The following is a 20348-nucleotide window of genomic DNA, read 5'->3' as shown; positions in this document are numbered from 1 at the left end:
GCGGGGCGCTTGTCACACCTTCAGGTACTTGCGCAGAGCGATGAAGGCGGCCATGGAGGGCATCAGGAGGCCGATGAAGAGCACGTACGGAAGCTTGGCCAGCACCGATCCCCAGCCCATGAAGTCGATGAGCTGGATCTTGTCCCGCAGGCCGACACCGTGGTCGATCACGAAGTACTGGCCGGAGACGAGCATGACGCAGGCGAAGAAGGCGCCGATGAGCCCGGCGACGGCGGCCTCCATGATGAAGGGGACCTGGATGTAGAAGCTGGAGGCGCCGACCAGGCGCATGATCCCGGTCTCCCGCCGGCGGCTGAACGCCGAGACGCGCACGGTGTTGACGATCAGCAGCAGCGCCACGATCAGCATGATCGCCATGATGCCGATGGCCGCCATGTTGAGGTAGTTGAGGATCCTGAAGAGGTCGTCGATCGCCTGGCGCTGGTCGTCGACGGTGTGGATGCCGTCACGGCCCGCGAAGGCGGAGGTGACCACCTTGTACTTCTCCGGGTTCTTGAGCTTGACCCGGAAGGACTCCTGCATCTGGTCGGGGGTGATGGAGGAGGCCAGAGCCGTGTGCCCGTACTGCTCCTGGTAGTGCTTGTACGCCTCGTCGGCCGACTCGTAGGTCACCGACTTGACCAGGGACATCGCCTTGAGCTCGGACTCGATCTGCTTCTTCTGCTCGTCGGTCACGGCGCCCTTGCGGCAGGTCGCCACGCCCCCGGCGCTGTTGGCGGCGGCCTCTCCGGCCTCCTGGGCGTCCTGCTTGTTGCAGAGGTAGATCGAGACGTTGGCCTTGTCGTACCAGTAGCCCTTCATCCTGCCCACCTGCTCGCTCATGAGCAGGGAGCCGCCGAACAGGGCCAGCGACAGGGCCACGGAGATGATGACCGCGAAGGTCATGGTGAGATTGCGGCGGAGGCCGACGCCGATCTCGGACATGACGAACTGGGCGCGCATGACTCTGGGGGCCTTTCAGTGCTGGTAGCCGTAGACGCCGCGCGACTGGTCGCGCACGAGTCGGCCCTGTTCGAGTTCGATGACGCGCTTGCGCATCTGGTCGACGATCTGCTGGTCGTGCGTCGCCATGATCACGGTCGTGCCGGTCCGGTTGATCCGGTCCAGCAGCTTCATGATCCCGACAGAGGTCTGGGGGTCGAGGTTGCCGGTGGGCTCATCCGCGATCAGCAGCGCCGGACGGTTGACGAAAGCGCGGGCGATGGCCACGCGCTGCTGCTCGCCGCCGGACAGCTCGCCGGGCATGCGCTCCTCCTTGCCGCCCAGGCCGACCAGTTCGAGGACCTGCGGGACGGCCTTGCGGATCTCGCCCCGGGGCTTGCCGATGACCTCCTGCGCGAAGGCCACGTTCTCGGCCACCGTCTTGTTGGGCAGCAGGCGGAAGTCCTGGAAGACGGTCCCCAGCTGGCGCCGCATCTGCGGGACCTTCCAGTTGGAGAGCTTGGCGAGGTCCTTGCCCAGGACGTGCACCTGGCCGTGGCTCGCCCGCTCCTCGCGCAGGATGAGCCGGAGGAACGTCGACTTGCCGGAGCCGGACGAACCGACCAGGAAGACGAACTCGCCCTTCGCGATGTCGAGGGAGACTTCTCTGAGTGCGGGACGGCTCTGCTTCGGGTAGGACTTGGAGACGCTGTCGAATCGGATCACGGGTGCACCACGGTCGCCGGGGGTAGGTGAGCGTGACCCTACGCGAACGGGCGCGAGGTGGGGACCCGGCATCCGGAGTTGTCCGCTTTATCCCTCGGTCCTGGAGGGTCCGGACCGCGATTGCCCGGACGGGCCGCGCCGAATGTCGGCAAAGCTGGCACAGTGGTAGGGGGAACGGTCCGGTTCCCCGCGCCGTTATAGGCAAGAAGGATGACCGAGGGGACGAGAGGAGGAGCGCATGACATATGACCGGCTCGTGTGCGCGAACTGCGCCGCACCCGTCAGCCAGGGCCGCTGCCCGGTGTGCCGGGCGAACCGGGAGCGCCTCCAGCAGGAGGGCCCCTTCTCCGGCCTGAACCCCGTGGCGCTCATCGCGCTCATGGTGGTCCTCGTGGCAGCTCTGGTGCTGGTGGCCCAGCAGACCGCCTAGGAGGCGCCGCCGGGCGGGGCGGCGCCGGTGCTCGTCGGTGCCCGCGCCGCGTACCGATCACATGCGGCGGAAGGGCCCGGACACCTGTGGTGTCCGGGCCCTTCCCGTGTTCCGTGCGCGCGGCATGCGCGGTGCGCGCCTTACGCGGTCTGCTCCTGCTGCTTGCGCCAGCGGATGCCCGCCTCCAGGAAGCCGTCGATCTCGCCGTCGAGGACCGCCTGCGGGTTGCCGACCTCGAACTCGGTGCGCAGGTCCTTGACCATCTGATAGGGGTGCAGGACGTAGGAGCGCATCTGGTTGCCCCAGGAGCTGCCGCCGTCCTTGAGGGCGTCCATCTTGGCCTGCTCCTCCTGGCGGCGCCGCTCCAGCAGCTTGGCCTGGAGGACGTTCATGGCGCTGGCCTTGTTCTGGATCTGCGAGCGCTCGTTCTGGCAGGAGACGACGATGCCGGTCGGGATGTGCGTGATGCGCACGGCCGAGTCGGTGGTGTTGACGCCCTGTCCGCCGGGGCCGGAGGCGCGGTAGACGTCCACGCGCAGCTCGGACTCGTCGATCTCGACGTGGTCGCTGGTCTCGACGACCGGGAGCACCTCGACGCCCGCGAAGGAGGTCTGGCGGCGGCCCTGGTTGTCGAAGGGGGAGATGCGCACCAGGCGGTGGGTGCCCTGCTCCACGGAGAGGGTGCCGTAGGCGTAGGGGGCCTTGACGACGAAGGTGGTCGACTTGATGCCGGCCTCTTCGGCGTACGAGGTCTCGTAGATCTCGGTGGAGTAGCCGTGGCGCTCGGCCCAGCGCAGGTACATGCGCTGGAGGCGCTCGGCGAAGTCGGAGGCGTCGACGCCGCCGGCCTCGGCACGGATGTTGACCAGGGCCTCGCGCTCGGCGTACTCGCCGGAGAGCAGGGTCCGGACCTCCATCTCGTCCAGCGCCTTGCGGACGGACACCAGCTCGGCCTCGGCCTCGGCGAGGGTGTCCGCGTCGTCCATCTCCTGGGCGAGCTCGAACAGCACCCCGAGGTCGTCGATGCGCCCGCGCAGGGTCTCGGTCTTCCGGACCTCGGCCTGGAGGTGCGAAAGCTTGCTCGTGATCTTCTGGGCGGCTTCCGGGTCGTCCCACAGGGACGGCGCGGCGGCCTGCTCCTCGAGCACGGCGATATCTGCCCTCAGCTTGTCGAGGTCCAGGACGGCCTCGATCGACCCCATGGTCGAGGAGAGGGACTTCAGCTCTTCGGAAACATCGACGACTGCCACGGGTCCAGCCTAGCCGGTCCGCGGGCGAGCCCGTCCGGGCAGGCCGGATCACCCGTTCTGATGAAGGCTCGCGCGGGCGTACGCTCACCGTATGACCGTTCTCCTCGTCAAGCGCCGCCATGTGGACTACATGCGCGTCACGACGGCGAGCTGTCAGCCGCCGGACCGAACCCAAGCCTGATCCGCCCCGATCCGACTTGGTCCTGTACGCGGCCCGAGCGGTCGCCGGCACCATCCCCGCCGACGGCCCCGCCCCACCCGCTGCCCCGCCACCTCTGGGGAACAGGACCCCGTGACATCCGAAACGGAGCCGTCATGCCGTCCGTGCACTCCCTCCCCGTCCTGGACCTCTCCCAGGCCGACGACCCGGCCCTGCGGGCCGCATTCCTGAAGAAGCTGCACGCAGCAGCCAGGGACACCGGTTTCCTGCACCTGACCGGGCACGGCGTGACCGCCGCCGAGAGTGCCCGCATCCTGGAGGTCACCCGGACCTTCTTCGCCCTTCCGGAGGCCGACCGGCTCGCGGTGAGCAATCTGAATTCCCCGCACTTCCGCGGGTACACCCGGATCGGGCACGAGCTGACCGGCGGGGCCTCCGACTGGCGCGACCAGCTGGACGTGGGCGCCGAGCGGCCCGCGCCGGCGGTGGGCCCGGACGACCCGCCGTACCTGTGGCTGGAGGGCCCGAACCAGTGGCCGGCGGCCCTCCCCGAGCTCCGCACGGTGGTCCTGGACTGGCAGACGCGCCTGGCGGCGGTGGCGCACCGCCTGCTCCAGGAACTCCTGGTCTCCATCGGCGCCCCGGCCGACTTCTTCGACGAGGCCTTCGCCGACCGCCCCCACCTGCACACCAAGCTGATCCGCTACCCGGGGTCCGCCCCCTCCGGCGCCGACCAGGGGGTCGGCGCGCACAAGGACTACGGCTTCCTGACCCTCCTGCTCCAGGACTCCGTGGGCGGCCTCCAGGTGGTCCGGGACGGCGGCTACGTGGACGTGCCGCCCCTGCCGGGCGCCTTCGTGGTGAACCTGGGCGAGCTGCTGGAGATCGCGACCGAGGGCTACCTGACGGCGACCGACCACCGGGTGGTCAGCCCGCCGGGTGCGGTGGAGCGGTTCTCGGTGCCGTTCTTCTACAATCCGCGGCTGGACGCGGTGGTGGAGACCGTGCCGGGCGACTACCTGCGCGCGGCCCCCGGGGTCGCGCACGACGCGTCCAACCCGCTGCACGCCGAGTACGGCCGCAACGAACTGAAGGGCTGGGTCCGCGCTCACCCGGCCGTCGCCCGGCGCTGGCACCCCGAGCTGGTGGCCGCCTGAGCCGCGCCTGCGCCCCGTACCGGCGCGTGCCGGGGCCGGACCTTCGCGGGGAGGTCCGGCGTTCAAGGCCCGGGGGCGCGGCGGAGCCCGGAGTGGGCCCTGCCTCCGGGCGGAGCCCCGCAGGGGCGCCGCCCCGGCGTCACGGCACCCGCGGAACGGACTGCTTGTTGTCCTGGCGGGGCTGCGGCTCATCGCCCCCGGAGAAGGCCAGCCAGCCTCCCAGCCCGAGGGCCGCGGCCAGGGCCACCGCGACCGCGGACAGGGTCAGCCGCCGCTTGCGCGCGGCCTCGGCCCGGTGCCGGGCCGAGCCGGGCCGGTGCCCGCCGGCCGGGCGCGGCACCCGGGCGGTGCCCAGCGCCCCGCCGGCCAGCTCGTCCGGTCCCGGAACCCGCATCGAGGTGTGGGTGTCCCGGTTGGAGTCGGTGGCCGACCCCGGCACCAGCGGGACCACGCCGCGCCGCCGCACCGGGTCGGTGGAGGGCTCCTCCGGCACCGCCGGCTCCGGCTCCGCGTCGTCCGGCTCGTCCACGTCGAGCGGCGGCATTCCGGCCAGCATCGGCAGCAGGTCACGCAGCCGGGCCGACAGCTCCGAGGCCCGCAGGCGCGAGGCCGGGGCCTTGGCCAGGCACTGCACGACCAGCTGCCACAGCTCGTCGGGGATGCCCGGGAGCGGGACGACGGTCTCCGTCACGTGCCGGCGCAGTACCGCGCCCGGGTGGCCGCCGCCGAAGGGTGTGAACCCGGCCAGCAGCTCGTACAGGACGGTGGCCAGGGCGTATATGTCCACGGCCGCGCGCGGGGGCAGGCCCTCCACGATCTCCGGGGCGAGGTAGTCCGGAGTGCCGATGATGCGGGTCGCCGGGGCGTTGGACCTGCCCGCTGCGGCCCGCCGGGGGGAGTCGATCAGCTTCGCGACGCCGAAGTCGGTCAGCAGGGCGGGGTGCGAGCCACCGGGGCCGAGCGCGCCCTGCATGTCGAGCAGGACGTTCTCCGGCTTGACGTCGCGGTGGACGACTCCCGCCGCGTGCGCCGCGGCCAGCGCGTCGGCCACGTCGGCGACGATCGCCACGGCCGCCTCGGGGGCCAGCCTGCGCTCGCGGTCGAGCCGCGTGCGCAGGTCCGTGCCGCGTACGAGGTCCATGACGAGGGCGAGGTCGTTGCCGTCCACGACGAGGTCGCGGACGGAGACGACGTGCGGATGCTCCAGGCCGAGCAGGGCGCTGCGCTCCTGGACGAAGCGTCCGACCAGTTCCTGGTCGGACGCGAGGTCCTCGCGCAGGAGTTTGACGGCGACGGGGCCGTCGGGCCCCTCGCCCAGCCACACCGTGCCCGCGCTGCCGCGCCCCAGGATCTGGTGCGCCGTGTACCGGCTGCCGATTTTCCGTGCCACGACTGCTCCCTCAGTGGCTGGCGTACGCCCCAAAGCTACGCGGCCCGGCGGGCTTCGAAGGCCAGCAGGGGGCCCGATTCGCGACGACCTTCACATCTGGGGGCGAAATCACGCCCTGGATGTCGACAAATCCACGAGGTCGCCGCCGGGGCCCCGCCTCAGGGGCTGCCGGAGCCGGAGGAACCCGACGAGCCCGCCGCGTCACCGATGCCGGCGACCCAGTCCACGACGTCGGTGCCCCAGGTCCACACCTGGTCCCACCATCCCCGGCCGGTGCCGACCCACTCCTGGAGCGGGGTCAGCTCCCAGACCAGCCAGCCCGCCACGAAGAACACCAGGATCAGCACCAGGCAGCCCTTGAGGCAGCCGAGGCCGGGGATGCGCACCGGGTTGGCGCTGCGGCGGCGCGGCTCGCGCGGCTCCCGGGGGGCCGGGGGCTGCGGCGGGGCCTGCTGGGGCTGCTGCGGCTGCCGGTACTGCGGCTGCTGCGGGGGCTGCTGGTACTGCTGGGGCTGACGCTGCTGCGGCTGGTAGTGCTGCGGCGGGGGCGGCGGCGCGTACTGCTGCTGTGGAGGCTGCTGCGGCTGGCGGTATTGGGGCTGCTGCGGCTGCTGATACTGCTGTTGCTGCTGCGGCGGGCCCTGCCGGTACTGCGGCGGCTGCTGGGGTCGGTGCGGCGGGGGCGCCTGGCGCTGCGGGCGGCGGCGCAGCGGGTCGTCCTGGGGGTCGAGGTACTGCATCTGCGTCTGCTCGTTGCGGTCCCGGGCGGCCCGCATCTGCGACTGCCACGGGTGCGGCGCGTCGGGCTGCTGCACTGGTGGCATGACCGAGGTCGGGTCGGCGCCGGGGCCGGCAATCTGCCCCGGCCCCCCGGGCCGGGGAGCCCCGGTGGGCAGCACCGAGGTGGCGTCGGCGGCGCCGACCGGCGGCAGGACGCCGGTCATGGCCTCCGGGTCGTACGCGCCCGCCGGGGAGGCCGCCCCGGACGGCAGCACCTGGGTGGGGTCCGCGGCGCCCGGGGTCTCGGGGACCGGGGCCGGCGAGGGGTCGGGCGCGAGCAGGGCTCCCACCCCGAGCGCGGCCTCCACCTCGGCAGCCGTGGAGTGCACGCCGATACCGGCGGCGACCACGCGCAGACCGCGGGCCAGGCTCGCGGCGCTGGGGCGCTCGTTCGGCTCCTTGCGCAGGCAGCGCTCGATGACCGTCCACAGCGGCTCGGGCACGGTCGAGGGGCGCTGCGGCTCCTCGCTGAGGTGGCGGTGGAGCACTTCGAGCGCGGTGCCCCCGGCGAACGGCGGGCGGCCGGTGAGCAGCTCGTAGAGGAGGATGCCGGCGCCGTAGACATCGACGGCGGAGGTCTGCGGGCGGCCCTCGGCGGACTCGGGGGCGACGTAGGCCGGGGTACCGACGAACTCGTGCGTACGGGTCAGTCCCGGGGAATCCGCGAGCCGGGCGATGCCGAAGTCGGTGAGCATCGGCCGCATCTGCCCGCCGCGCTCGTCGAGCAGCACGTTGGCGGGCTTGAGGTCGCGGTGCACCACGCCGTCGGTGTGGCTGGCGGCGAGCGCGTCGGCGATCTGGGCGGTCAGCAGGCTCGCGGCGACGGACGTGAAGGGGCCGTTCTCGCGCAGGTACCGGTGCAGGTCCGGGCCGTCGATCAGGTCCATGACCAGGGCGAGGAGGTCGCCCTCGACCACGAGGTCGCGGGTGCGGACGATGTTGGGGTGGGTCAGGCGCAGCAGGACGGAGCGCTCCCGCAGGAAGCGCATGACGATGTCGGCGTCCTGGGCCAGCTCCTCCTTGAGGACCTTGATGGCCACGGTCTCACCGGGCTGTCCCGCGACCGCCGCCTCCGCGCCGGCGGCCTCCCTCTGGCGGGCACGCCAGACAGTGCCCGTGGCGCCGCGCCCGAGCGGCTCCTCGAGCAGGTACTTGCTGCCGACTGGCCGCACGTCTCGCGCTCCCCTGCTGTCGTCTGCTGTGGTCGATCCGTCGAATGGTTTTCCGGCCCACTCTAGGGGGTGTCCCCCCGGAAGACGCCGGTCCCCGGAGGTTGGTTGCCGCACATATGTACGGAGGGTGACGTTTTCGGGGTATGCCGGAGGCGATTTTCCCCTCTTTCACCCGCTCGTGGTTCGGATTCGGCCGGACCACGGTCCGACCCGCGACAGATCAAGATCATTTATTGCCGGGTGCCGGGCGTGTTGTCCGCGACAGGTGCGAGGATGCACCCGTACGGACGGCACGGGACGGGAGCCCCGCCTTCCGGGCAGACCTGACCGGACGACGCGTCCGTGCCGGGCGGGGGGCGATCGGCACGCGTGTCGCGGGTCCCCTGCCGGGCGCACACACCGGCGCACCGCGCAGAAGGGACCGCTGACGGCGATGCAGATCCGGCTGACCGTCCTCGGGTCGCGCAGCGGCCACCAGACCGCGACCGCCCCCGCGAGCTGTGACGTGCTCGTCACCGCGCCCGCCGGCACCGCGCTGGCCGCGGTCGCCTCCGGGCTCGCGGCCACCGTCGGCGGCCCCGACACCGGGGGCACGGTCGTGCTGTACGCGGGCTCCGAGCGCCTCGACCTCCAGCGGCGGGTGCTGGGCGAGCCGCCGCTGGTGGACGGCGCGGTGCTGGCAGTGAACGCGCCGATGCCGGACGTACTGCCCGAGGACGGCCTCGGCACACCCCAGCTGCACGTCGTGGCCGGACCCGACGCGGGCGGCGTGCACCTGCTGCACGGCGGGCAGATCCGCGTCGGACGGTCCGCCGACGCCGACGTTCCGCTGGACGACCCCGACGTGTCCCGGATGCACTGCGCGGTGACGGTGATCGGCGGCGGCCGGGTCGCCGTGGCCGACCTCGGCTCCACCAACGGCACCGCCGTCGACGGCTCCCCGGTCGGGCTCCAGCCGGTCGCCCTGCCCCCCGGAGCCCTGCTGCGGGTCGGCGAGTCCACCCTGCGGCTGGCGCCCGCGAGCGCGCCCGCGCTGGCGGTGACCCCCGACCAGGAAGGCCACCTGTCGCTCGCGGCCCCCGCGAGCTCCGGCGGCCCCGACGGCCCCACGGGCGCCTTCCCCGACGCCCCCGGGAGCGCGGCGGGCGCCCGCGGCCCGGCCGGGCCGGAGGAGTACGACCCGCACGGGCCGCGCGGCCTGCACGCCCCGGCCACCGCCCCCCGTACGACACCGGGCGCCTCCGGGACCGCCCCGGAGACCACCGGGCCGTACGGACCGACCGGCGCGGCCGGCGCCGCCCGACCGGACACGCCCGCCTCCCCCGGAGGCCCCGGCGCGGCCGGTCCGGACGGGGCCCGGCCCGGATCCGGCCGCCGCCGGGGCCTCGGCGCGTGGGCCCGCCGGTGGGTGCGCGGGGAGGACATCGCGGAGGACATCGCGGAGGCGGTCGTCGCAGCCGCCGCGCCGCACCCCGACGACCCGGCCGCGCTGCTGCTGGCCGCGATGGGGCCCACCGGCCGCCTGTGGTCGCGTACGTCCGGGCGGGCCGGTGGCTCCGCGCTGCTGGAGGTCGGGCTCGGCGCCGGGAACCGGCTGTCGCTGCCCGCCGTCGGCGCCCTCGGCCTGGCGGGCCCGCGGGCCCGGCTGTCCGGGGCCGCCCGCTGGGTGGTCGCACAGCTCGCGGGACTGCACGCACCGGGGCAGCTGGAGATCGTGCTGGTCTGCGCCGACCGGGTCCGCCCGCTCGCCGACCGGCGGCGCGACTGGGGCTGGCTGGGCTGGCTGCCCCACGTACGGCCCGCGCACGGCCAGGACTGCCGCCTGCTCCTCGCGTACGACCGCGACCAGGCCGCCGCCCGCACGGCGGAGCTGACCCGGCGGCTCGACGACGGTCCGCTCGGCGCGCACTGGGCGAGTACCTCTCCCGAGCAGGTCCGGGAGGCGGCCGACGCCTACGCGGGTCCGTACACGCTCCTCGTCCTCGACGGCGACCCCGGCACCGGCGCGCTGCGCGACATCACCGGCCGGCTCGCCTCGCACGGCCCGGCCGCCGGGATCCACGTGCTGGTGCTCGCCGAGGCTCCGGCCGCCACCCCCGCCTCGCCGGTCCACGACACCTACGAGGCCGCCTGCGCGGCCACCCCCGCGTTCCGGGACTGCGGCGCGGTCGCCCTGCTCAGCGGGGACGTGGCCACGGCCGTGCAGACCTTCGCGGTCCGGGGCGGCCATCCCGTTCCGTCCGGCAGCACGGCTGTCTCCGACGCCGTCTCCACCGCCTGGGCCGAGCGGTTCGCCCGGGCCCTGGCCCCCCTGCGGCCCACCGACGGCGGGGCCTGCGGACCGGGCCGTCCCACGGCCGCGACGCTGCCCGCCACGGCCCGGCTGCTGGACGAGCTGGGACTGGCCCGGGCCACCCCGGCCTCCCTGATGGCCCGCTGGGCGGCCGCCACCGACCAGGGCCAGGGCCAGGGCGGCCTCGCCGAGATCGTGCTCGGCAGCGGGCGGCGCGGCCCCGTCGGCACCGAGCTGGTCCACGACGGCCCGCACCTGATCGTGGAGGGGCCCGCCGGGAGCGGGCGGACCGAGCTCCTGCGGTCGGTGGCCGCGTCACTGGCCGCGGGCGCCCGCCCGGACCGGCTCGGGCTGGTCCTCCTCGACGGGGCGGGCGGCGAGCGCGGGGACGGGCTGCTGCCCTGCACCGAACTCCCGCACGTCTCCGCGCACCTGGTCGCCTCCGATCCGCTGCGCATGCGGGAGTTCGCCCAGGCACTGGGCGCGGAGCTCAAGCGGCGGGCCGAGCTGCTGGACGGCGTCCCCTTCGCCGAATGGCACGCGCAGCGCGAGGTGTCGGGCCGGATGGTCGCGCCCCGCCGGCCCGCCCCGGGCGAGGTCCGCGGCGACGGCGGCTCCGCACCCGCCTCGCCGGGCCCCGGCGAGGCGGTACGGACGGGGACGCTCCGGCTGCGCGCCGCGGCGACCCGTACGGAACCGGTCGGGCCGAGCCCGCTGCCCCGCCTGGTGGTGCTGGTCGACGACCTCGACGCGCTGGTCGCGCCCGGGCTGGGCAGTGCCGGCCGGCCCGCCGCCGGCTCGGTGGTGCGGGCGCTGGAGGCGGTGGCCCGTGACGGTGCCCGGCTCGGCGTGCACCTGGTCGCGAGCACCTCCCGACCGGACCGCACGGCCGACACCGGCCCGGCCCGGACGGCGGCCCTGCGGGTGGAGCTCGAAGGCCCGGACCAGCCGGGGCCCGGCCGCGGCGTGCTGCGCTTCGCGGACGGCCGCACGGTCCCCTTCCAGGCAGGCCGGGTCACCGGGCGGATCCCCCGGACGGCGACCCTGCGACCGACGGTGGTGCCGGTGGAGTGGGAGCGGATGGGCGATCCGCCGGCCCGCCGGCCGGTGCGCGAACTGGGCAACGGCCCGACCGACCTCGCGCTGCTGGCCAGCGCCCTGGACCGAGCCGCGCACCTGGTCTCGGCGATACCCGTGCTGTTCCCTCCGGCGCCCCAGGACGCCTCGTAGCGGCGCCTCCCGGTGGCACTTCCCGGTGGCACCTCCCGGCGCCATGGACCTTCGCGGCCACCGCACCGTCCGGGACACCCCTGGGCCTCTCCTGCGGTTCGCGTCGGCGGGGCCCGCAGCGCCCGGTGCCGGGCGGGACGGCCCGGCGTCGCCCGAACATGACGGCCCCGGCCGCGCGGCCGTCCCGGTGAGGCGGTATTGCGGGGTCGAGCGGGTCGGCGTAGACCTTGTGGTCCGGGACACACCACGGGCATCGGGGGCAGAACCATGCGCGAGCACGGAACGGGCCGTACGCATCTCAGGTGGGCGGCGCTGGCCGCGGCGGGCGCGCTCGCGCTGACCGCGTGCGGCAGCGACGCGGAGCGGGAATCCCCGGCGCCGCAGGGCGCCACGGCCTCGCCCGGAGTGGAGTTACCCCGGCTGGACGGCGAGGAACTCCAGGTCGCGGCGGTCTGGACGGGGCCCGAGCAGGAGAACTTCACCAAGGTCCTGAAGGAGTTCGAGAAGCGGACGGGGGCGTCGGTCACCTTCGTCCCGGCCCAGGACCCGATCGTCACCTTCCTCGGCACCAAGATCGCCGGTGGGGCTCCACCGGACGTCGCGCTGCTGCCGCAGGTCGGGGCCCTGGTCTCGGCGGTGCAGAACAAGTGGGCGCAGCCGGTGGGCCCGGAGGCGCAGGCGCAGCTCGACAAGAACTACTCGGCGGGCTGGAAGTCCCTGGGCGCGGTCGACGGCACCCAGTACGGCGTCTACTACAAGGCTGCCAACAAGTCGCTGATCTGGTATAACGCGAAGGCCTTCGAGGCGGCGGGCGTGAAGCCGCCGACGACCTGGAAGGAACTGATCACCGCGGCGGACACCCTGTCGGCGTCGGGCACCCCGGCGGTCTCGGTCGCAGGAGCGGACGGCTGGACCCTCACGGACTGGTTCGAGAACATCTACCTCTCGCAGGCCGGCCCGGAGAAGTACGACCAGCTGGCCGCGCACCGGATCAAGTGGACCGACGACAGCGTCCAGCAGGCCCTGACCACGCTCGGTGAGTTGTTCGGACGCAAGGACTTTCTGGCGGGCGGCACGAGCGGGGCACTGGCCACCGAGTTCCCGAAGTCGGTGACGCAGACCTTCACGGGCGGCGACCGGCCGGCGGCCGCGATGGTCTTCGAGGGCGACTTCGTGGCGGTCAACATCGGACAGACCGAGGCGAAGATCGGCGAGGACGCCCTGGTCTTCCCCTTCCCGGCGGTCGGCGCGAAGGCCCCCGTGGTCTCGGGCGGTGACGTCGCCGTCGCGCTGAAGCCGTCGAAGGGCGCGCAGGCGCTGCTGACGTTCCTGGCGTCGGCGGACGCGGCGCAGATCCAGGCCCGTGAGGGCGGTTTCATCTCCCCGAACAAGGCGGTCGACCCGGCGGCGTACCCGGACGACATCCAGCGGGGCATCGCCAAGGCGCTGATCGCGGCGGGCGACGACTTCCGTTTCGACATGTCGGACCAGGCGCCGTCGGCGTTCGGCGGGACGCCGGGCGCGGGCGAGTGGAAGGCGCTCCAGGACTTTCTGGCGAACCCGTCGGACGTGGCGGGCACCCAGGCGAAACTGGAGGCGGACGCGGCCAAGGCCTACGGGAACTGATCCCGTGACGGCCCCCGCCGCGCACGGTCTGTCCACCGAGGCACGGCGCCGCCGCCTGGTGGCGGCGGCGTTCCTCCTGCCGGCCCTGGTCCTGCTCGGCGCACTCGTCGTGCAGCCCATCGGCTTCTCGCTCTACCGCAGCTTCTTCGACCGGTCCGGCGAGGTGTTCGTCGGGGGCGACAACTACCGGGAGATCCTCACCGACGACGCCATTCGCACCGCCCTGAAGAACACGGCGGTGTGGGTGGTGCTCGCACCGGCCACGGCCACCGCCCTCGGGCTGATCTTCGCAGTGCTCACCGAACGGGTGCGCTGGGGCACGGCGTTCAAGCTGCTGGTGTTCATGCCGATGGCGATCTCGATGCTGGCGGCGGGCATCATCTTCCGGCTCGTCTACGACCACGATCCCGACCGGGGCGCCGCCAACGCGGTCTGGGTCGGTGTCCACGACACCTTCGTACAGTCCTCGGCCTTCCCCAAGGCCCGGCCGGGCCGTGACTCGCCGCTGGCGGACGCGGGCGGGGGTGCCTTCGTGACCCGCGAGCCGGTGCGCGCGGGGAGCCCGGTGCTGCTGCCGCTGGTGGGCGTGGCCCCGGAGGCGCTGCCCGAGGGGACCCGTACGGCGGCCGCCCCGGCCGCGGCGGCGGGGAAGGTCACCGGCACCGTCTGGCAGGACTTCACCCGGGGCGGGGGCGGCGCGACGAACGTGATCGACCCGAGCGAGCAGGGCTTCTCCGGGATGCGGGTCGAGGCGGTCAAGGACGGCCGGGTGGTCGATTCCGCCACGGCCCGCGCCGACGGCACCTTCACCCTGTCGGCGAAGGCCGACGGGGCACTGCTGCGGCTGCCCGCGGCCAACTTCCGGGAGGCGTACGGCGGCGTGGAGTGGCTCGGCCCGACGCTGGTCACCCCGGCGGTCATCGGCGCCTACGTGTGGATGTGGGCCGGCTTCGCGATGGTGCTGATCGGGGCCGGGCTGGCCGCCGTACCGCGTGAACTGCTGGAGGCGGCGCGGGTGGACGGGGCGAACGAGTGGCAGGTGTTCCGGCGGATCACCGTCCCGCTGCTGGCGCCGCTCCTGGCGGTCGTGCTCGTCACGCTCGTCATCAACGTCATGAAGATCTTCGACCTGGTCTTCGTGATCGCGCCGGGGGCGGTCCAGGACGACGCGAACGTCCTCGCGCTCCAGCTGTACCGGACCTCCTTCGGCACCGATGCCGATCCGGGTCTGGGCAGCGCCATCGCCGTGCTGCTGCTGGTGCTGGTGATCCCGGTGATGCTCGTGAACATCCGCCGCCTGCGCAAGGAGGGGGCCCGATGACCCGTACCGAGACCGACACCGGCACCGGCACGGCAGCCGGAACCCGCACCGGCGCCGGCGCGGCGCCGGCCTCGCGTTCGGCGCCGTGGGCCGGGCGGGCCGCCGGCCTGCTGGCCGGCGGGGCCGTGCGCGTCTTCCTGGTCGTGGCGGCGCTGTTCTGGCTGCTTCCCACCCTGGGGCTGCTCGTCTCCTCCCTGGTCGCCCCGGCCGATCTGAACGACGGCGGCTGGTGGCAGGTCTTCAGCGCGCCGTCGCAACTGACCGCTGGGAACTACGAGCGGCTGCTGGCCAACGAGACGATCACCTCCTCGCTGCTGAACACGTTCGCGATCGCGGTGCCGGCCACCCTGCTCGTGCTGGTCCTCGGCGCGTTCGCCGGATACGCCTTCGCCTGGCTGGAGTTCCCCGGACGGGACTGGCTCTTCCTCCTCGTCGTCGGACTGCTCGTCGTCCCCGTGCAGGTGGCGCTGATCCCGGTGTCGGAACTGTTCGGAACCATCGGGCTGTTCGAGACCACGGCGGGCGTGGTGCTCTTCCACACCGCGTTCGGGCTGCCCTTCGCCGTGTTCCTGCTGCGCAACTTCTTCGCGGAGATCCCGCGCGAATTGCTGGAGGCCGCCCGCCTCGACGGCGCCGGTGAACTGCGGCTGTTCACACGGGTGGTGCTGCCGCTGGGCGGCCCGGCCATCGCCTCGCTCGGCATCTTCCAGTTCCTGTGGGTGTGGAACGACATGCTGGTGGCGCTGGTCTTCGCCGACTCGGCCAACCCGCCGATCACGGTCGCCCTCCAGCAGCAGGTACGGCAGTTCGGGAACAACATCGACGTGCTGGCGCCCGGAGCGTTCCTGTCGATGGTGGTGCCGCTCGTCGTCTTCTTCGCCTTCCAGCGGCAGTTCGTCACGGGGGTGATGGCCGGCGCGGTCAAGTAACCCCGCCCCGACTCCCGTGCGACGTCGACGCTCCGTAACCCGAATGCCACACACCGCGTAACCCGAACGCCACGCCGGGGGTTCCTGGGCGAAATGCCCGCGCCGACCCCTGGATGTGCCGTGCCCCGGTTCAGCGTCATCGTGCCCGCGTACAAGGTGCAGGCCTACCTCCAGGAGTGTCTGGACTCGGTCCTGACCCAGTCGTACCCGGACCTGGAACTGATCGCCGTCGACGACGCCTCCCCCGACGCCTGTGGTGCGCTCATCGACGAGTACGCGGCCCGCGACCCCCGGGTGACCGCGGTGCACCTGGCCCACAACCTGGGGCTGGGCCCGGCGCGGAACGCCGGGCTGGCCCGGGCCGCCGGCGACTACGTGATCTTCCTCGACGGCGACGACACCCTCGCCCCGGGCGCCCTGCAGGCCGTCACCGACCGACTGAAGGCCACCGGCTCCCCCGACGTCCTCGTCTACGACTACGCACGCGCCTACTGGTCCGGGGAACTGGTGCGCAACCGGCTCTCGCACCGGCTGTCCGAGGAGGGGCCGGCCAGCTTCCGGCTCGCCGACCGCCCCGCTCTGCTCGCCATGCTGATGGTGGTGTGGAACAAGGCGTACCGCCGCGAGTACGTCGAGCGCGAGGGCCTCGCATTCCCTCCGGGGCTCTACGAGGACGCCCCCTGGACCTATCCGGCGCTGCTGGCCGCGGAATCCGTCGCCGTCCTCGACCGGGTCTGCGTCCACTACCGTCAGCGGCGCACCGGATCGATCCTGACCACCCGCACCCCCCGCCACCTGGAGATCTTCGACCAGTACGACCGGGTCTTCGGCTACCTCGCCGGCCGGCCCGAGCTGGAGCGGTGGCGCTCCACCCTGCACCGCCGGATGGCCGAGCACTTCTGCGCCGTCCACTCCGACCCGCGCCGTCTCCCGCGCTCCGTCCGGGCCGAGTTCTTCCGCCGCGCCTCCGCCCTGCTGCGCCGCTACCGCGCCCCGGGCGACCGGAGTTCGCCGCCGCTGTCCCTGTCACGCACCGACCGGATCCGGCACGCCCTGATGCTGCTGGGCGCCCGGCGGAGCTACCGGCTGCTGTCGGTGCTGCGCTCGGCGGGGCTGGCGCTGGGCCGAGCCGCCGCGACGCTGGGGCGGGGCCTCGGGGAGTCCGCGCTGCGGCTGCACTACCGGATCCAGCGGCTGCTGCCACTGCGCCCGGAGCTCGCCGTCTTCTCCGCCTACTGGTACGGCGGTTACGCCTGCAACCCGGCGGCGATCGAGGCCAAGCTGCGCGAACTGGCGCCCCGGATGCGGACGGCGTGGATCTGCGACCCGGTGCACGCCGCGACGCTCCCGCGGGAGACGGTGGCGCTGCGGCCGGGTTCGACGGCGTACTGGAGCGCCCTGGCCCGGGCCGGATACCTGGTCTCGAACGTCGCCTTCGACCGTGCACTGGTCAAGCGGCCCGGCCAGGTCCTGCTCCAGACACAGCACGGCACCCCGCTCAAGCGGGTCGGCCTCGACCTCCAGGACCGGCCCGCGGCCGCCCCGACCACGGACTTCGCGGGCCTGCTGCGCGGCGCGGACCAGTGGGACTACCTGCTCTCCTCGAACCGGCACTCCACGCTGGTCTGGGAGAAGGCCGTCCCGTCCTCGTACACGACCCTCGAATACGGCTATCCGCGCAACGACCTCTTCCACCGGGCGAGCCGGACGGAGGTCCTGGAGCTGCGCGAACGCCTGGGGATCCCGGCGGGCTCGACGGCCATCCTGTATGCGCCCACCCACCGCGACTACCGCCGCAGCCGGCCGGACCACCTGGACTTCGAACGGCTCCTGCGCGAGCTGGGCCCGCGCTTCACGGTGCTGGTCCGCACCCACCTGACGTACGCGGACGCCGACCACCCGTGGGAGCCCCATCCGCGCCTCGTGGACGTCTCCTCCCACCCGTCGGTGGAAGAGCTGTGCCTGGCCTCCGACGCGCTGGTCACCGACTACTCGTCCCTGATGTTCGACTACGCGGTGCTGGACCGGCCCATCGTGATCCACGCGGACGACTGGGAGGCGTACGAGGCCGCCCGGGGCACCTACTTCGACCTGCGGTCGGCCCCGCCGGGGGCGATCGCCCGCACCCAGGACGAGCTGGTGGACATCTTCACCACGGGCCACTGGCAGGGCTCGCGCTCCGCCCAGCTGCGCTCGGCCTTCCGCGCGCGCTTCTGCTCCTACGACGACGGTCACGCGGCGGAGCGGGTGGTCCGCCGGGTCTTCCTGGGCCAGCCGACCCCGTCCCCGGCGGTCACCCCCTTCCCGGACCGCCACCCGGCCCCACCGGCCCCGGCCCCCACCGCCCCGGAGCTGGCGCTGTCCCCCGTCTGGCCGTAGGGCCCGCGGACCGCCCCGGGCGGCTGCCCGCGCGCGAAGAAGCCGCCCGACGACGTGCCGCCCGGCGACGTCAGGCCGGGCCCGCGGCCGACCTCAGGCCCGCCACGACCTGGTCGGCCAGGGCATCCAGGTGGGCGGGGGTCACCGTGTCGCGGACGACGACCTGACGCCAGTAGAGCGGGCCGATCAGCAGGTCGAGGGCGTGGTCGGGGCTGATCTCCGCCGGGAGTTCACCGCGGGCGACGGCGTCCGAGACGATGCCCTGCGCCATGCGGTGCTGGCCGTCCAGGAGGGCTCCCCGGACCGCGTCCGCGATCTCCGGGTTGCGGGAGGCCTCGACCAGCAGGTCGGGGATCACCGCCGAGGCCACGGGGTGCCGTAGTACGTGTGACATGACTTCCAGCAGGGCGCGTACGTCCCCGTGGAGCGAGCCGGTCGCCGGCACCGGCAGGCCGTCCACCGCGAAGGCCCCGACCAGGTCCAGCACCAGGTGCAGCTTGGACTTCCACCGCCGGTACACGGCCGTCTTGCCGACCCCGGCCCGCCGGGCGATGCCCTCGATGGACATCCGGGCGAACCCGACCGCGGCCAGCTCCTCCAGCACCGCGTTGCGGATCGCCTCGGTTACGTCCTCGCGCAGGACGGCGGCACCGGCGGGGGCGCGGCGGGCGGAGGCGGCGGAGGCGGAGGGGTCCATGGTCATGCACAGAGCATAGCCGCGCCCCGTCACGACGATACGGTTGCGTTCCATCGATCAACGCCCTAACCTCGCCGTAGCGACGATACGGACCCGTCCCGACCAACGTCGAAAGCGAACCTGTGACCACCGCGACCGCATCCAAGAACGCGCCCGCCGCCTCCGCGGAACGCGCACGGCTGGCCGCCGCACACGGCCTCACGCTCAGCGGCGCCCGCCCCACGCTCCCCCGCTACATCGCGCAGCTCTGGCAGCGCCGCCACTTCGTGAGTGCCTACGCGACCGCCCGCATGCAGGCCACGTACAGCACGGCGAGGCTCGGCCAGGTCTGGCACCTGGTGACCCCGCTGCTCAACGCCGCGGTCTACTACTTCATCTTCGGCCTCGTCCTGAAGGCCAGCCACGGGGTGCCGGACTACGTCCCGTTCCTGATCACCGGGATCTTCGTCTGGGACTTCATCAGCAGCTCCGTGAACGCCGGCACCCGCGCCGTCCACAGCAACCTCGGTCTGGTCCGCGCCCTGCACTTCCCGCGTGCGAGCCTGCCGATCTCCACCGTCGTACAGCTCTTCCAGCAGCTGCTCGTCTCCATAGCCGCCCTGGTCGTCCTGCTGCTGGCCTTCGGCCAGCGGCCCGGCCCGGCCTGGCTCCTGGCCCTGCCGGCGCTCCTGCTCACCGCCGTCTTCGCCGCCGGCTGCGCCATGGTCATGGCCCGCATCGGCAGCAGGAGCCCCGACGTCAGCCAGCTGATGCCGTTCGTCCTGCGTACGTGGATGTACACCTCGGGCGTCATGTGGTCCATCGACCAGGTGCTCAAGGCGGACGACCTGCCCCACTGGGTGCTGGTGGCGCTGAAGGCCAACCCGCCGGCCGTCTACATCGACCTGATGCGCTTCGCGCTGATCGACAGCTTCCCCGCGCACGCGCTCCCGCACCACGTGTGGCTTCTGGCCGCCGGCTGGGCGCTGCTGGCGGGCGTCGGCGGGTTCATCTACTTCTGGAAGGCCGAGGAGGCGTACGGACGTGGCTGAGACGAAGACCGGCACCCGGGTGCCCACCGTGATCGCGGACGGGGTCCACGTCATCTACAAGGTCCACGGCGCCGGCGCCCGCAAGGGCGCTGCCACGGCGGCGCTGAGCCGGATCTTCACCCGCGGCCCCGCCCCCGGGATGCGCGAGGTGCACGCGGTCAAGGGCGTCTCCTTCACCGCCTACGAGGGCGAGGCCATCGGCCTCATCGGGTCCAACGGCTCGGGCAAGTCCACCCTCCTCAAGGCCGTCGCCGGCCTCCAACCGGTGGCCCGCGGCCGGATCTACTCGCGCGGCCAGCCGTCCCTGCTCGGTGTGAACGCCGCCCTGATGAACGACCTGACCGGCGAACGCAACGTCATGCTGGGCGGCCTCGCGATGGGCATGACAAGGCAGCAGATCCACGAGCGGTACGCGGGGATCGTCGACTTCTCCGGCATCAACGAGAAGGACGACTTCATCTCCCTGCCGATGCGGACGTACTCCTCCGGCATGGGCGCCCGGCTGCGCTTCTCCATCGCCGCCGCCAAGGACCACGACGTCCTGATGATCGACGAGGCGCTGGCCACCGGTGACGCCGCCTTCCAGCGGCGCAGTCAGGCCCGCATCGAGGAACTCCGCGCGCGCGCCGGCACCGTCTTCCTGGTCAGCCACGCCGTCAACACGGTCCGCGAGACCTGCGACCGCGCGATCTGGCTGGACTCGGGCGTCCTGCGGATGGACGGTCCGGCGGATCAGGTCTGCGCCGCCTACGAGAAGTCCAGCCGCTCCGGCGCCTGAGGCGCCGCCCTGCGCCACCGCGGACGCGAACGGGCCGGGCCCGGGACCCTATGGTCC

Annotated in this window: 15 protein-coding genes; 9 read left to right on the top strand and 6 right to left on the bottom strand. The window is 73.3% G+C overall.

Annotation, left to right across the window (positions count from 1 at the left end; translation table 11 throughout):
• Positions 1-12: 12 nt before the first annotated feature.
• Together ftsX and ftsE are read right to left on the bottom strand one after the other, a co-directional pair.
• Positions 13-963, bottom strand: a complete 951-nt coding sequence (ftsX, locus tag ACFW2G_RS20875; protein WP_037923256.1) for a permease-like cell division protein FtsX — start codon at positions 961-963, stop codon at positions 13-15.
• A 15-nt stretch (positions 964-978) separates the two neighbouring features.
• Positions 979-1668: a cell division ATP-binding protein FtsE gene (ftsE, locus tag ACFW2G_RS20870; RefSeq protein WP_030011324.1), complete on the bottom strand. Its 690-nt coding sequence runs from the start codon at positions 1666-1668 to the stop codon at positions 979-981.
• Between the two features lie 238 nt (positions 1669-1906).
• On the opposite strand from ftsE, the gene ACFW2G_RS20865 reads away from it, so the two are divergent.
• Positions 1907-2098, top strand: coding sequence for a hypothetical protein (locus ACFW2G_RS20865; RefSeq protein ID WP_037923252.1), 192 nt, complete (start codon positions 1907-1909; stop codon positions 2096-2098).
• 140 nt (positions 2099-2238) lie between these two features.
• Here the strand turns inward: ACFW2G_RS20865 and prfB are convergent, their stop codons facing one another.
• The gene (gene prfB, locus ACFW2G_RS20860; protein ID WP_037923250.1) at positions 2239-3348 is read right to left on the bottom strand and encodes a peptide chain release factor 2; all 1110 of its coding nucleotides are present in this window, start codon (positions 3346-3348) and stop codon (positions 2239-2241) included.
• Between the two features lie 315 nt (positions 3349-3663).
• Here prfB and ACFW2G_RS20855 point away from each other — a divergent pair, with 315 nt between their 5' ends.
• Entirely contained in the window at positions 3664-4665 is a 1002-nt protein-coding gene (locus ACFW2G_RS20855; protein WP_384580600.1) for an isopenicillin N synthase family dioxygenase, read from the top strand.
• Between the two features lie 139 nt (positions 4666-4804).
• On the opposite strand, the gene ACFW2G_RS20850 is transcribed toward ACFW2G_RS20855, so the two are convergent.
• Complete coding sequence (locus tag ACFW2G_RS20850) at positions 4805-6055, bottom strand: serine/threonine-protein kinase (RefSeq protein WP_037923245.1); 1251 nt, start codon at positions 6053-6055, stop codon at positions 4805-4807.
• A gap of 158 nt (positions 6056-6213) precedes the next feature.
• Positions 6214-8007: a protein kinase gene (locus ACFW2G_RS20845; protein ID WP_384580598.1), complete on the bottom strand. Its 1794-nt coding sequence runs from the start codon at positions 8005-8007 to the stop codon at positions 6214-6216.
• Positions 8008-8440: 433 nt separating this feature from the next.
• Between ACFW2G_RS20845 and ACFW2G_RS20840 the strand changes: the two genes are divergently transcribed.
• The 5 genes from ACFW2G_RS20840 to ACFW2G_RS20820 all read left to right on the top strand — a co-directional run bounded on the left by ACFW2G_RS20840 (position 8441) and on the right by ACFW2G_RS20820 (position 17785).
• A complete protein-coding gene (locus tag ACFW2G_RS20840) occupies positions 8441-11530 on the top strand; it encodes an FHA domain-containing protein (RefSeq protein ID WP_384580596.1) in 3090 nt (1029 codons plus the stop codon).
• A gap of 267 nt (positions 11531-11797) precedes the next feature.
• Positions 11798-13156, top strand: a complete 1359-nt coding sequence (locus ACFW2G_RS20835; RefSeq protein WP_384580593.1) for an ABC transporter substrate-binding protein — start codon at positions 11798-11800, stop codon at positions 13154-13156.
• Positions 13157-13160: 4 nt separating this feature from the next.
• Positions 13161-14477 (top strand): carbohydrate ABC transporter permease, encoded by a 1317-nt coding sequence (locus ACFW2G_RS20830; protein WP_078556616.1) that lies wholly within the window; start codon positions 13161-13163, stop codon positions 14475-14477.
• Positions 14474-15406 carry a carbohydrate ABC transporter permease gene (locus ACFW2G_RS20825; protein WP_384580591.1) on the top strand — a complete coding sequence of 311 codons (933 nt, stop codon included), beginning with the start codon at positions 14474-14476 and terminating at the stop codon, positions 15404-15406. Before ACFW2G_RS20830 ends, ACFW2G_RS20825 begins: the two co-directional genes overlap by 4 nt.
• 120 nt (positions 15407-15526) lie before the next feature.
• Positions 15527-17785, top strand: a complete 2259-nt coding sequence (locus ACFW2G_RS20820; RefSeq protein ID WP_384580589.1) for a CDP-glycerol glycerophosphotransferase family protein — start codon at positions 15527-15529, stop codon at positions 17783-17785.
• Between the two features lie 70 nt (positions 17786-17855).
• On the opposite strand, the gene ACFW2G_RS20815 is transcribed toward ACFW2G_RS20820, so the two are convergent.
• A complete protein-coding gene (locus ACFW2G_RS20815; RefSeq protein ID WP_037924223.1) occupies positions 17856-18488 on the bottom strand; it encodes a TetR/AcrR family transcriptional regulator in 633 nt (210 codons plus the stop codon).
• A gap of 116 nt (positions 18489-18604) precedes the next feature.
• Between ACFW2G_RS20815 and ACFW2G_RS20810 the strand changes: the two genes are divergently transcribed.
• Both ACFW2G_RS20810 and ACFW2G_RS20805 read left to right on the top strand, forming a co-directional pair.
• A complete protein-coding gene (locus tag ACFW2G_RS20810) occupies positions 18605-19513 on the top strand; it encodes an ABC transporter permease (RefSeq protein ID WP_384580587.1) in 909 nt (302 codons plus the stop codon).
• On the top strand, positions 19506-20291 hold the full coding sequence (locus ACFW2G_RS20805; RefSeq protein WP_384446221.1) for an ABC transporter ATP-binding protein: 786 nt from the start codon (positions 19506-19508) through the stop codon (positions 20289-20291). Before ACFW2G_RS20810 ends, ACFW2G_RS20805 begins: the two co-directional genes overlap by 8 nt.
• The last annotated feature ends 57 nt before the right edge of the window (positions 20292-20348 follow it).

The sequence above is a fragment of the Streptomyces sp. NPDC058880 genome, from assembly GCF_042742535.1.
Classification (GTDB): domain Bacteria; phylum Actinomycetota; class Actinomycetes; order Streptomycetales; family Streptomycetaceae; genus Streptomyces.
This window is presented reverse-complemented; position numbering and strand designations above follow the sequence as displayed.